This is a genomic window from Burkholderia sp. S171 (genome assembly GCF_009766085.1).
In the GTDB taxonomy this organism is placed as follows: domain Bacteria; phylum Pseudomonadota; class Gammaproteobacteria; order Burkholderiales; family Burkholderiaceae; genus Caballeronia.
The window spans coordinates 251,884-265,437 of record NZ_LMUF01000007.1 but is presented as its reverse complement, the minus strand read 5'-3'; the positions used below and the strand labels follow the sequence as shown (position 1 = coordinate 265,437).

The window sequence follows — 13,554 nt, the reverse complement described above, 5'->3', positions numbered from 1 at the left end:
GCGCTCGCACACGTTTTCCCGGAACTGTTATATGTCTCAACCAAACGCCGCTCATCCGCCGCTAGAGGGTGCGAAACTCGTGATCGGTACGATCGCGGTGTCGCTCGCGGTGTTCATGAACGTGCTCGATACGTCGATTGCCAACGTGTCCATTCCGTCGATCTCCGGTGACCTCGGGGTATCGTCGGATCAGGGCACGTGGGTGATCACGTCGTTTGCGGTCGCCAATGCAATCTCGGTGCCGCTGACCGGCTGGCTGACGCAGCGCTTCGGACAGGTGCGCCTGTTCATGACGTCGATCGTGCTGTTCGTGATCGCTTCGTGGTTGTGCGGACTTGCGCCTACGCTGCCCTTTTTGCTCGCTGCGCGCGTATTGCAAGGCGCGGTTGCCGGTCCGATGATTCCGCTCTCGCAGACCTTGCTGCTCGCGAGTTATCCGAGAGCGAAAGCGCCCATGGCACTTTCCATGTGGTCGATGACCACGCTGATCGCGCCCGTCGCCGGGCCAATCCTGGGCGGCTGGATTTCGGACAACATCTCCTGGCCGTGGATTTTCTACGTCAACATTCCGGTGGGATTCGTTGCGGCCATTGCGACGTTCATGATCTTCCGCGACCGCGATTCGGTCATCCGCAAGGCGCCTATCGATACCGTGGGTCTCAGTCTGCTCGTGTTGTGGGTCGGCTCGCTGCAGATCATGCTCGACAAGGGCAAGGATCTCGATTGGTTCAACTCCACCACCATTGTGGTGCTGACGCTGATCGCCGTGATCTCGCTGGCGTTTTTCATCGTGTGGGAATTGACGGCGGAACATCCGGTCGTCGACCTGTCACTCTTCAAGCTGCGCAACTTCACCGGCGGGACGATTGCGCTCGCCATCGGCTATGGACTTTACTTCGGCAATCTCGTGCTGCTGCCGCTGTGGTTGCAGACGGATATTGGCTACACCGCGACCAACGCCGGCCTCGTGCTCGCGCCAGTCGGACTGTTTGCGGTCCTGCTCTCGCCAGTGGTCGGCAAGTTCCTGCCGCGCATCGATCCGCGAAAGATCGCAACCGTCGCGTTCCTCGTCTTCGCACTCGTGTTCTGGATGCGTTCACGCTATACGACCGGCGTCGATACCTTCTCGCTGATGCTGCCCACCGTGATCCAGGGCATCGGCATGGCTGGATTTTTCATCCCGCTCGTATCGATCACGTTGTCCGGGTTGCCGGGAAGCCGGATTCCGGCGGCATCAGGCTTGTCGAACTTCGTGCGGATCATGTGCGGCGGTATTGGCACATCGATTTTTTCGACGGCATGGGACCATCGGTCGAATATTCATCACGCGCAACTCGTTGAGCAGGCAAATTTGTACAACCCGAACTTCACTGCTTCCATGCAGCAGTTCGGTGCGGCCGGCTTCAGCCAGTCGCAGGGTTACGGGCTCTTCAACAGCATGGCCACGCAGCAGGCCGCGCAGTTGGGCGTGAACGATCTGTTCTATATATCGGCGGGAATATTCGTCGCGCTGATCGCGTTGATCTGGATCACCAAACCGGAGAGATCCGGCGGTGGAGATTCAGCGGCCGCGGCTTCGGCGGCGCATTGAAGCTTGTTTGATCTGCAAAGAAAAACGCCACGAAATTTCGTGGCGTTTTTTTTGCATTGCACTGGCCGATCTTCAAGCCACCGATACCACCAGCCGCTCCGGCGCCAACACGCCCTCACCTGCTCGCGCGACGCCGAGCAAACGCTGGTCATCGCGAGAATAGACACGCACGCGGTCGGCCTCAGCCGGCGCGTTTTCAATGTCCGATAGCTTGAGCCGCTGTCCTTGCTGGAAACGACGCGTTGCATCAGCGTCGAGGTGAACCGCCGGAAACGTGGACAACAACGCATCCACCGGTTGCAGCCAGCCATCGCGCTCTGCTGGCGAAGCTTCTGCAAGCGCGTCGAGCGTCACCGCGTGTTCAAGTGTCAACGCGCCCACACCCGTGCGCCGTAGCGCAACCAGATGCGCGCCGCACCCCAGCATCTCGCCGATATCCTCGGCCAGCGTCCGCACGTAAGTGCCTTTGCTGCACGTCACGCGAAACGTCACATCCGGCAACGCACATGCAATCAAATCGAGCGCGTGAATAGTCACGTTGCGCGCTTCGCGCTCGACCGTCTGTCCGGCCCGCGCATACTCGTACAACGGCTTGCCGTCGCGCTTGAGTGCGGAATACATCGGCGGAACTTGCGCGATCTCGCCACGGAAGCGAGCCATGGCCGCGTGAATAGCGGCTTCGTCACAGGTCACATCACGCGTTTGCAGTGCTTCGCCTTCGGCATCCCCAGTGGTTGTACGCACGCCGAGACGCATGGTCGATTCGTAGGTTTTATCGGCTTCGAGCAGATCCTGCGAAAACTTGGTCGCTTCGCCAAAACACAACGGCAGCAGACCCGTCGCGAGCGGATCAAGCGTGCCGGTATGCCCGGCCTTCTTCGCGAGATAGATTTTCTTGGCACGAATCAGCGCGTCGTTGCTCGATAGTCCGAGCGGCTTGTCGAGCAGCAACACGCCATCCAGCAGACGACGCGGAATCTTCGGGCGGGTAGAACCATTCATCGATCAGGCGCCCTTCTCGTCGGCTTTGTCTTCGTTGTCGTCTTTGTCTTCTTCCACGTCGTCGGCTTTGGTTTCTTCTACGTCGTCGTCTTTCGCGCGCGTGGAATTCGCTTCATCGATCAACTTCGACATTTCCACCGCCCGCACCACGGTCTGGTCGTAGTGGAAATGCAGCGTCGGCACGGTATGGATATGCAGGCGCTTGAACAGCAGGTTGTGCAAATGCCCAGCCGCGTGATTCAACCCGGCTTCCGTTTCCTTCGGGTCACCGGTCAGCGTCGTGAAATACACCTTTGCATGAGCGTAATCAGGCGTCAGTTCAACGCTCTGAAACGTCACCATTCCAATGCGCGGATCTTTGACATCGCGCACCAGTGCGGAGAGGTCGCGCTGGATCTGATCCGCGATCTGCACATTGCGGTTGGGGGAAGTACGTTTCTTGGCCATGATGTTTCCGTAAATTTGTATGCGCCGGACGCCGCAAATAAAAAGGGCGGAGCGGGCGTGAAGCCCCCTCCGCCCTCGAGTCCAGCGGTGAATCTTTTATAGCGTACGCGCGACTTCGGTGACTTCGAAGATCTCGAACTGGTCGCCTTCCACCATGTCGTTGTAATTCTTCAGCGACATACCGCACTCGAAGCCCTGACGCACTTCCTTCGCGTCGTCCTTGAAGCGCTTGAGCGAATCGATTTCGCCCGTGTGAACGACCACGTTGTTGCGCAACACACGCACCATCGAGTTCCGCTTGACGACGCCGTCGGTGACCATACAACCCGCGATCGCGCCGATCTTCGGTACACGGATGATCTGGCGCACTTCCACCATACCCGTGATCACTTCGCGCTTCTCCGGCGCCAGCATGCCGGACATGGCCGCCTTAACTTCATCTACAGCGTCATAGATGATGTTGTAGTAACGAATGTCGATACCATTCGACTCCGCCACCTTGCGCGCCTGAGCGTCGGCACGTGTGTTGAAGCCGATGATGACCGCCTTCGACGCCGTTGCCAGGTTGACGTCCGACTCGCTGATCGCACCGACCGCGCTGTGCACGATCTGCACACGCACTTCGTTGGTCGACAGCTTGATAAGCGACTGCACCAGCGCTTCCTGCGAACCTTGCACGTCGGCCTTGACGATCAACGGCAGGTTCTGCACGTTGCCTTCCGTCATGGACTCGAGCATGTTTTCGAGCTTGGCTGCCTGCTGCTTGGCCAGCTTGACGTCGCGGAACTTGCCTTGACGGAACAGGGCGATTTCACGCGCCTTGCGTTCGTCCGGCAGGACCATGACTTCTTCGCCCGCACCCGGCACTTCCGACAAACCTTGGATCTCGACCGGAATCGACGGACCCGCCGACTTGATCGGCTTGCCGGTTTCGTCGAGCATGGCCCGGACGCGACCAAAAGCCGAACCCGCCAGCACAATGTCACCACGATTCAACGTGCCCGACGTCACCAGGATGGTCGCAACCGGACCCTTGCCCTTGTCGAGTTTCGCTTCAATCACAAGACCCTTGGCAGGTGCATCGACAGGCGCCTTCAGCTCCATCACTTCCGCTTGCAGCAACAGGTTTTCCAGCAAGCTTTCGATGCCAACACCCGTCTTCGCCGACACTTCGATGAACGGCGAATCACCACCGTACTCTTCCGGCACGACGCCTTCGGCCACGAGTTCCTGCTTCACGCGCTCAGGAGCGGCACCCGGCTTGTCGATCTTGTTGATCGCCACGACGATAGGCACGCCACCCGCCTTCGCGTGAGCGATGGCTTCCTTCGTTTGCGGCATCACGCCGTCGTCCGCTGCGACCACCAGAATCACGATGTCCGTTGCCTTTGCACCGCGAGCACGCATGGCCGTGAAGGCCTCGTGACCCGGCGTGTCCAGGAACGTAATCACGCCGCGCGGCGTTTCCACGTGGTATGCACCAATGTGCTGCGTAATCCCGCCCGCTTCGCCCGACGCGACCTTCGCGCGGCGAATGTAATCGAGCAGCGAGGTCTTGCCGTGGTCGACGTGACCCATGACCGTGACAACCGGAGGACGCGGCAGGCGTTCGCCCACTTCTTCCTGCGTTTCACCTTCGACCAGCATGGCTTCCGGATCGTCCAGCTTGGCCGCAACCGCGCTGTGACCCAGTTCTTCGACGACAATCATCGCCGTTTCCTGGTCCAGCACCTGGTTGATCGTGACCATCTGGCCCAGCTTCATCATCACCTTGATGACTTCCGAAGCCTTCACCGACATCTTGTGCGCCAGATCCGCCACCGACACGGTTTCCGGCACATGCACTTCCCGCACCACAGGTTCCGTCGGCGCCTGGAAGTTCGTCTGATCCTGATGCTTGCCACGACCCTTCGGGCCGCCGCGCCAGCCGCGATCTACGCCACCGCTGGTGTCGCCACGCGTCTTGATACCGCGGCGCTTGGCTGCATCGTCCTGCCAGCTGCTCTTGCCACCGGCCTTCTTCTTGTCCGGTCCCAACGACGGTGTGGTCGCCGCCGGTGCGCCTGCAGCCGGCTTCTTCGCGACTGCCGGACGGGCAGGTGCCGAGCCTTCCGGCCGTGCTGGCTTGTGCAACGTACCCTTGGCTTCCGCAGCCTTCGCGCCTTCGGCCACCTTGGCGGCGACAACCGCTGCCGCGGCAGCAGCCACGGCGGCAGGCGACGGCTCAGGCGGTTTCGCCTGTTGAGCCTTACGCGGCGTATTCATCATTTCGCGGATAGCACGCGCTTCGGCTTCAGCCGCTGCACGGCGCTTCGCGATCTGGTCATGCTCGGCACGCGCCTTTTCAGTCGCAGCGCGAGCGGCGTCTTCCGCCTTCTTCGCAGCTTCGCGTTGAGCGGCACGCTCGGCGGCGGCTTTCTCGTCGACCTGCGGTGCGGCAACTTCCGCCTTCACCGGTTCGTCAGCGACGTGTTCCGTCTTCGACTCCGCGCGGGAATCCTTGCGCGCCGTAGACGCAGCACGCGAGATTTCCGCGGCTTCCGCCTGAGCGGCAGCACGCTTCGCCTCTTCTTCCTCGGCACGGCGACGCTCGGCTTCAGCAGCCGCTTCATGCGCGACCCGCTCAGCCTCTTCGCGTTCGAAGCGTTCCTGGCGTTCCTTCAACTCCAGCGCTTCTTTCTCGAGCAATTCGGCCGCGTGACGCGCCTCTTCGTCGCGACGCTGCAATTCGGCTTCGTCCACTTCGTCTTCTTCGACGTGGTTCGCACCTTCAACGACCTGTTCAACACCGCTCTGATCGCGCTGCACAAACACGCGCTTCTTGCGGACCTCGACCTGAATGGTGCGAGCTTTACCCGTAGAGTCGGACTGTTTGATTTCCGACGTATGCCGGCGGGTCAAAGTGATCTTGCGTTTGTCGGCATCGGCGGAACCGTGGGACTTCCGCAAGTGTTCGAGCAGGCGCGACTTGTCCGTCTCGGACAAATCGTCATCCTCGCTCGCTTTCGTGACGCCAGCCGCCTGCAACTGCTCGAGCAGGACGCCCGCAGGCATTTTGAGTTCCGCGGCAAATTGGGCTACGTTGTTACTCGCCATTCATTCCTCTTGATGCAAGGACAAATTCCCTGCTGTTTGATCGGGGTCATGCGGCCTAACGGCCGCGATATGTCAGTGCGCCATGGTCATTTCTCACTGGAACCAGTGTTCACGTGCTTTCATGATCAACGCCTTAGCGGCATCCTCTTCAATACTGGTCATCTCGACCAGTTCATCCACAGCCAGCTCCGCGAGATCGTCGCGTGTCCGGATTTGATGTTCTTCGAGCTTCGCGTACAACTCGTCGGTCATACCTTCGAGGCTCTTCAGGTCGAGCGCCACACCCTCGACCTTCTCTTCATTCGCTATCGCCATCGTCAGAAGCGCATCACGAGAGCGGTTTCGCAATTCGTGAACGGTATCTTCGTCGAAGGCTTCGATTTCGAGCATTTCGTTGAGCGGCACGTACGCGATCTCTTCGAGGCTGGTAAAGCCTTCGTCGATGAGAATGTCAGCCACTTCTTCATCAACGTCGAGCCGCGCCATAAACAGGCTGCGCAACGTGCCACGCTCTTCGTTCTGCTTCAGCGCGGACTCGTCCGGCGTCATGATGTTGATCTGCCAGCCGGTCAATTCGCTGGCAAGACGCACGTTCTGGCCGCTACGGCCGATGGCGACCGCCAGTTCGTTCTCGTCAACGACGACGTCCATGGAGTGTTTCTCTTCATCGACGACGATCGACTGTACGGCAGCCGGCGCGAGCGCGCCGATCACGAACTGAGCGGGGTCCTCTGACCATAGCACGATGTCGACGTTCTCGCCACCGAGCTCATTTCGCACCGCCTGGACCCGCGAACCGCGAATCCCGACGCAAGTACCAATTGGGTCAATGCGCTTGTCGTAAGCAATCACCCCGATTTTCGCACGCACGCCAGGATCGCGCGCGGCCGCCTTGATTTCGAGCAGGCCCTGCTCGATTTCCGGCACTTCCATTTCAAACAGCTTCATTAGGAACTCAGGCGCCGTGCGCGAGAGTTCGATCTGCGGACCACGTGCCGTACGGTCAACCTTCGCGATGTAAGCGCGAACCCGGTCACCGACCCGCAGGTTTTCCTTCGGAATCAGCTGGTCGCGGCGCAACAGCGCTTCCACACGACCCGATTCAACGATGAAATTGCCCTTGTCCAGACGCTTTACCGCGCCGGTCATGATCTTTTCGCCGCGTTCCAGGAAGTCGTTCAGGATCTGCTCGCGCTCAGCGTCGCGAACCTTCTGAAGAATCACTTGCTTGGCAGCCTGCGCACCAATCCGGCCGAACTCGATGGACGGAATGGGCTGCTCGATGTATTCATCGATTTGCGCGTCGGGCTTATCTTCCTTCGCTTCGAACAGCAGGATTTCCTGGTCAGGTTCCTGCAGGCCGGCTTCGTCCGGCACCACTTTCCAGCGACGGAAGGTTTCGTGCTCGCCGCTTTCACGATCGATTGCCACGCGGATGTCCACGTCTTCCTCGAACAGCTTCTTCGTTGCCGAAGCAAGCGCTGCTTCGAGCGCTGCGTACACCACGTCCTTGTTGACGTTCTTCTCGCGCGCCAGCGCATCCGCCAGCATCAAAACTTCGCGACTCATTGTTTGCGGCTCCTAAAGTCAACTTTGGGGACGAGACGTGCTTTATCGAGGTCTGCGAGCGTGAAATCGAGCATCGCAGCGCCGCCGTCCTTCCCTTCGAATTCCAAACCGATCGACTCGCCGTCCGGGGCATGCAGGATGCCACGGTACGACTTGCGCCCGTCCAGCGGCTTCTTCAATGTGATAGTGACTTCGCTGCCTGCGAAGCGTTCGAAATCCGCCAATTTCTTGAGCGGACGATCGAGACCCGGCGACCCGACTTCGAGCCGTGAGTAATCGATATTCTCGACTTCGAACAGATACTGAAGCTGACGTGTGACTTTCTCACAGTCTTCGATCGCGATGCCGGCGGGCTGGTCGATGGAGATACGCAGCAAACCGCCCCCCGCGCGCTCGATATCGACAAGTTCGTAGCCCAGGCCCGAGACCGTGGTTTCGATGATTTCCGTCAGTTGCACAGTGAAAGACTCCAAGATGTTCGCGCGCTCCACGCCGAACACCTGCGGACCGCGCCTTGAGCTGGCGCACTTTCGTTGCCCCAAGATGCTGAACCGAACGGCCAAAAAAAAATGGGCGCAACGCCCATCCTTCTGTACCGAGATCACATCCGGGCGGCGAAACAAACACCATGCCCAGCGACTTCGTGATTTTAGCCATTTTTCGGGATAAACGCAACCAATGCGCCCTGTATATAGCCATTTGACGGCCATTTACAAGGCAAATCGAAAGCATTCATCACGTTTTTGTCGGAGTTTCCCGAGGCTAAAGTCATCGTGCTGAATTTTATGGACAAGCGAGCAATGCGACTGTCCGCATGCCCGCCACTCCGTCCGAGTCGCGTGTCGCGCCTTTTCGAACACGCTAGCGCTCGTGTCAGGCGCGCCACCTGACCTTTAGCGTCCGCGCGTCCGGTTGCGCGGAGCCGGGCGCGCACCGCCGCGGCCTGCGCCGCCTGCGTTACCGCCATTACCTTGCGCACCCGCGCCAGCCGGACCTTGACGGCCGCCCTGACCGGGGCGCTTGCCGCCGCCATTTGCCGAACGTCCGCCTGCACCATTGCCGCTACCCATGGCAGGTGAGCCGGGCGGACGACTGCCGCGCGGGCCGCCAGCGGAGCCGCCTGGACGCGGCATTGCGCGGTTGCCATTTGCTTCGCCGCCCGCACGATTGCCGTTTGCTTCCCGGCCGCCATTGCTGCCACGCGCACCATAACCACCGCCGCTGCCGCCGTTGCCTGCGTAACCGCCGCCGGAACCGGAACCGCCGCCGAAACCGCCGGGTGCGCCGCGCCGTCCGCCCGGACCGCCCGAGCCACCGGGGCCGCCGCGTGTAGGCGTCGTCTGGGCGAACCGGCCATGCGAACTAAGCACCGGCTCACGCGTGATGATGCCCATCGAGGTTTGCAGCGGATCCGGCTGAATGCGCGGTGCAGCGCTGCGCGCGCCCCGCTCTTCGGCCGGCGCTTTCAGTCCGACCGATGCCAGAAGGCCACGCACTTCATTGTCTTCGAGTTCTTCCCAACGGCCACGCTTAAGCCCCTTCGGCAACGCGATCGGGCCGTGCCGGGTACGAATCAGACGGCTCACCATCAGGCCGGCCGCTTCGAACATGCGGCGCACTTCGCGGTTCCGGCCTTCAGCCAGCGCCACGTGATACCAATGATTCGTGCCCTCGCCGCCGCCATCGCGGATACGCAGGAAGTTCGCCGGGCCGTCTTCCAGCTCCACGCCGTGCAGCAACTTCTGGCGCATACCTTCCGACAATTCGCCCACGACCCGCACCGCGTATTCACGCTCGACGCTGTATCGCGGATGCATGAACCGGTTGGCCAGGTCGCCCGATGTCGTCAGCAGCAACAACCCTTCCGTGTTGAAGTCGAGTCGTCCGACCGCAAGCCATTTGGCCGTTTTCATCGGCGGGAGGTTGTCGAAGACCGAAGGACGGCCTTCCGGATCGGCGTGACTGACGATCTCGCCCGTCGGTTTGTGATACAGCAGGATGCGCGGCGGTTTGCTCGCGAGCTTGCGCTTGACGGGCTTGCCGTTGATGCGGACCTGATCGGTCGGCATGATGCGCTGGCCGATATGCGCCGGCTCACCATTTACCGATACCCGGCCGGCGACAATCAGTTCTTCCATGTCGCGGCGCGAACCCATGCCCGCTTCGGCCAGCACCTTGTGCAGCTTCGGCGTGTCGTCATCCGCTTCGAGCACACGTTTTTGAGGAACGGGGCGGCCACGACGCAACATGGGAGCGTTCACGCTGCCCGAGGTGTTGTCGGCGTCGAATGCAGGCGATGTCACATACGCGAAAACGTCGTCCTCGCTGCCTGCTGCGGTTGTAGTTGCTGCCGGCATTGCCTGTGTTGCAGCGTCATCGCGGCGACCACGCTTTTGAGCTTGTCCAGGTTGTTGAGCCTGGCGCGCCGGGCGACGGCCGCCTTCACGCGGCGCCTGGCCTTCGCGAGCGCCGTCAGCCGAACCTTCACGCGGAACACGGGGCTTTCCGCCGGACCCGGTCCGTGCGCCGTCTGCACCACCCGAGCCACTGCGTGGCCCACGTGAGCCAGCATCCTTGCGCGGCATGCGCACCTGCGCCGCGATCACGCCATCCGGAGGTGCCTCGGCGATCACGCCAGCCGGCGCCGCTGACGACGCGCCGTCGGCGCCCTTCGTCTTGGCGACGGCGCGACGGCGGGCGATCAGGCTGCGAGGCCCGCGCCGCAAGCCGCGACGCGGACGGTCTTCGCCCTCGCCGGGTTCGTCGTTGCGTGTGCGTTCGCCTGCATCGGCCTGGCCATGTGCTTCATCGGCACGAACGGGGCGCTCGGATTCGGGCGAATCGCTGTCGTGGGAATGTGTCAAAACAACCTCAATTGTGTCGGGTCGCGCGCCCGTCGCGGGCGCGTCAAAAAATCCGGCCGATGGTGATTAGCAGCCGAATGAAGGTTCGGGCAAACAGGCCTCAGGCGCGGCGCGCAGTCTGGTCGTCCGGTGCGTTGAATTCGTCGGTTTCGCTTGATTCGTCCGGCGCATTCGATGCGTCGAATAGCTTCGATGCATCCGGTGTATTCGCGTTGTCAGCGCCATCGGATTCATCTGCGGCGTGCGGTAATGCGTGTCCCGCAGCGTCGCTTGTCAATGCACCGGCATCCGGCGCCGCCTCGCGACGGTTGACCGCGTCGCCGGGCGTTGCTTGTAATGGGTCCCCGCTGGCACCCGCTACCGCTTCGAGCGATTCCGAGCCGGTCAGGGACGCCGCTTGCTGCGGTTCAAATTGCACCGGTGCGTTCGTATGCGCATCGGCGTTTTCCGCATTCTCAGGCTCATCAGCGCCGTTATCCGTGCCGACTGGTGAATGCAAAAACGCCGTCTCTTCCAGGTGGACTGCTTCGGCCGCGACGGGTTCCTGCGAATTCGACGACTGAGTCGCTTCATGCGTGATCGCGCTCGAGGCGTCCGGCAACAAAGCGGGTTCGCGCTTCGATTCCAGCCCTTGCACCAGCGCAGCGCCGATTGCCGCAGCGTCGTCGCCGGGGAAATCGATAGCGTGCTGGGCGAGCAACGACGCTTCCAGTTGCGCCGACGGGTTGTCGAGCGCGGGCAGTTCATCCAGCGCGCTCAACCCCAGGTCATCCAGGAACTGCTTGGTAGTGGCATAGAGCGCTGGCCGGCCCGGCACGTCGCGATGACCGATCACCTCGATCCAGCCGCGGTCTTCGAGTTGCTTCACGACCTGCGTGTTCACCGTGACACCGCGAATTTCTTCGATGTCGCCACGTGTCACAGGCTGCCGGTAACCAATGATCGCGAGCGTTTCGAGAACGGCGCGCGAATATTTGGGCGGCTTTTCCGGGTGTAGCCGATCGAGATAGGCCCGCATTGCAGGTTTGCTCTGAAACCGCCATCCGGACGCCAGCGCCACGAGTTCCACGCCGCGTCCCGACCAATCCTGCTTCAGGGCGTCGAGCAAGGTGCGAACCGTGTCTGCCGAGATATCGTCGGCGAAAAGCTTGCGCAACTCGGCGAGTTTCAGCGGCTCCTGCGCGCAGATCAAGGCAGTCTCGAGGACGATCTTCGCCTCTTGGGTATTCATGCAGCTAGATAGGACCCTGTATGGTCTATGAACCGGTCAAGTCAGGCCGAATTGAATGACGCCGACTACTCGAACCATTCGCAACGTTCAGACTGGAAAACCGTGGACGAGGATACTGACGACGCGCTCGCCCGATTTCTGATCGGTCATATTGATTGGGAGCACGCACCGGGGGGAGCTAAAACACGGGATCAGATCCTGATCGCCGAATTTTTCCCAGCCGGACGAAGTAGCACTTTCCAAGGCGGAAGCGCGGGACTGGACGCATATTACGCAAAAACAAACGATGCGTAAAGGTGAAACATTGGGTCGCCTCCAGACTCACGTCTGGCGGCCTTCCGGCGCCGTCTGACGCCGGAACCTTGCCGCCGTGTCCCTGTTTTACCTCGACCCTTGCGACCAGCCAACCGCTTAGCCAATTACCCGCTCACGCGGCCGAGTGCGCTTCCATGAACGCTCGCAGGCGTGCGACCCCAGCGTCCAAGCGAGCCGTGTCGCAAGCGTAGCACCAGCGCACAAACCCCTCTCCTTCGGGGCCGAACGCGCTGCCGGGCGCAAGGCCGAGCGCGCTCTCGCGCACGAGCGCCTTGCACAGGTCCAGGCTGTGGTTCGCACCCGGCAGCCTGAAAAACAAGTACATGGAACCGGCCGGCGCCCGCACATCGACACCCGGAATCCGCTGCAACGCCGTCACGAGGTAATCGCGGCTGGCGCGCAGGTCGGCAACCAGCGCTTGCGTAAATTGCTCGCCCTCCTTCACCGCTGCGATCCCTGCCGTCTGGACGAACGATGGCGCGCAAGAGGTGTTGTACTCAACCAGCTTGCCGAGATCCTCCATCAGGCGCTCGGGCGCCACGATCCAGCCGAGCCGCCAGCCCGTCATCAGCCAGGCCTTCGAGAACGAATTCACGGCTATTACCCGTTCGTCGCGACTCGCCAGATCGAGGAACGAAGGAGCGACCGCGGCGTCATCGCCGTAATAGAGGCGCTCGTAGACTTCGTCGGCGACCAGCCAGATGCCGAGTTGCCTGCACCGGTCAAGGACCGCCTGCTGCTGCTCGCGTGTCATGACCCAGCCGGTGGGATTGTTCGGCGAGTTGATCATCAGCATGCGTGTACCGGGCGTGAGAGCGTCCAGCAATCGATCGAGATCAAGCGTCCAGCCGTTGCCGCCGTAGGTCAACGCGACCGTTTCCACCGAAGCGCCAAGAATCTTGGGAATTTCCACGAGATTCGGCCACAGCGGGGTGACCGCCACCACACGGTCGCCTGCCCCCGCGACCAACTGCGTCGCAAGCATCAATGCATTGACGCCGGCGCTTGTCACGGCAATTTCAGCCGGCCGGGTGGCGCCGTGCAGCTTGCCGACGTAGTCAGCAAGCGCTTCGCGCAGCGGCGCAATGCCCAGGTTGTGCGTGTAGAAGGTTGCGCCATCGGCAAGCGCGCGGCTGGCGGCATCGCGGATGAACTGCGGCGTGACCTGATCTGATTCGCCGAACCAGAAAGGCAGCACGTCGGGGACACCGAAACCCGCGTTGGCGACTTCACGAATCTGCGACGGGCGCAGCGCACGGACGGCGTCGCGCGCATTCGGTGCACGATCGTCTTCTGTCTGCACGCTCTGCGCACCCGCCTGTGCGCTTGCATTGGCATTTGCATTTGCATTTGCCAGCGCGCCAAGTTCCGAGATAACCGCCCCTTCAGACTCGCTCATTACCGCCTCCGCCGATGGAAAGCGAAAGTCTAACGCGCCG

At 61.4% G+C, this 13,554-nt stretch carries 10 protein-coding genes; 2 read left to right on the top strand and 8 right to left on the bottom strand.

The annotated features are described in order from the left end of the window. Positions 1 to 31: 31 nt before the first annotated feature. The gene (locus GSQ93_RS04215) at positions 32 to 1,591 is read left to right on the top strand and encodes a DHA2 family efflux MFS transporter permease subunit (RefSeq protein ID WP_158934362.1); all 1,560 of its coding nucleotides are present in this window, start codon (positions 32 to 34) and stop codon (positions 1,589 to 1,591) included. A 72-nt stretch (positions 1,592 to 1,663) separates the two neighbouring features. Here GSQ93_RS04215 and truB read toward each other — a convergent pair whose 3' ends face one another. From truB to scpB, 7 genes are all read right to left on the bottom strand, one after another. Then, entirely contained in the window at positions 1,664 to 2,593 is a 930-nt protein-coding gene (gene truB, locus GSQ93_RS04210; RefSeq protein WP_158934361.1) for a tRNA pseudouridine(55) synthase TruB, read from the bottom strand. Positions 2,594 to 2,596: 3 nt separating this feature from the next. Continuing rightward, the gene (gene rbfA, locus GSQ93_RS04205) at positions 2,597 to 3,040 is read right to left on the bottom strand and encodes a 30S ribosome-binding factor RbfA (protein ID WP_158934360.1); all 444 of its coding nucleotides are present in this window, start codon (positions 3,038 to 3,040) and stop codon (positions 2,597 to 2,599) included. A gap of 96 nt (positions 3,041 to 3,136) precedes the next feature. Beyond that, complete coding sequence (gene infB, locus GSQ93_RS04200) at positions 3,137 to 6,136, bottom strand: translation initiation factor IF-2 (RefSeq protein WP_158934359.1); 3,000 nt, start codon at positions 6,134 to 6,136, stop codon at positions 3,137 to 3,139. 93 nt (positions 6,137 to 6,229) lie between these two features. Continuing rightward, positions 6,230 to 7,705: a transcription termination factor NusA gene (nusA, locus tag GSQ93_RS04195; protein ID WP_158934358.1), complete on the bottom strand. Its 1,476-nt coding sequence runs from the start codon at positions 7,703 to 7,705 to the stop codon at positions 6,230 to 6,232. After that, entirely contained in the window at positions 7,702 to 8,163 is a 462-nt protein-coding gene (gene rimP, locus GSQ93_RS04190; RefSeq protein WP_047898052.1) for a ribosome maturation factor RimP, read from the bottom strand. The genes nusA and rimP overlap by 4 nt, the downstream gene beginning before the upstream one ends. A gap of 435 nt (positions 8,164 to 8,598) precedes the next feature. Beyond that, positions 8,599 to 10,569, bottom strand: coding sequence for a 23S rRNA pseudouridine(2605) synthase RluB (rluB, locus tag GSQ93_RS04185; protein ID WP_254073738.1), 1,971 nt, complete (start codon positions 10,567 to 10,569; stop codon positions 8,599 to 8,601). A 100-nt stretch (positions 10,570 to 10,669) separates the two neighbouring features. Beyond that, on the bottom strand, positions 10,670 to 11,800 hold the full coding sequence (gene scpB, locus GSQ93_RS37975) for an SMC-Scp complex subunit ScpB (protein WP_254073737.1): 1,131 nt from the start codon (positions 11,798 to 11,800) through the stop codon (positions 10,670 to 10,672). 27 nt (positions 11,801 to 11,827) lie between these two features. Between scpB and GSQ93_RS04175 the strand changes: the two genes are divergently transcribed. Then, the gene (locus GSQ93_RS04175) at positions 11,828 to 12,094 is read left to right on the top strand and encodes a hypothetical protein (RefSeq protein ID WP_158934357.1); all 267 of its coding nucleotides are present in this window, start codon (positions 11,828 to 11,830) and stop codon (positions 12,092 to 12,094) included. A gap of 133 nt (positions 12,095 to 12,227) precedes the next feature. Here GSQ93_RS04175 and GSQ93_RS04170 read toward each other — a convergent pair whose 3' ends face one another. Continuing rightward, on the bottom strand, positions 12,228 to 13,514 hold the full coding sequence (locus tag GSQ93_RS04170) for a pyridoxal phosphate-dependent aminotransferase (protein ID WP_158934356.1): 1,287 nt from the start codon (positions 13,512 to 13,514) through the stop codon (positions 12,228 to 12,230). Positions 13,515 to 13,554: the final 40 nt, after the last annotated feature.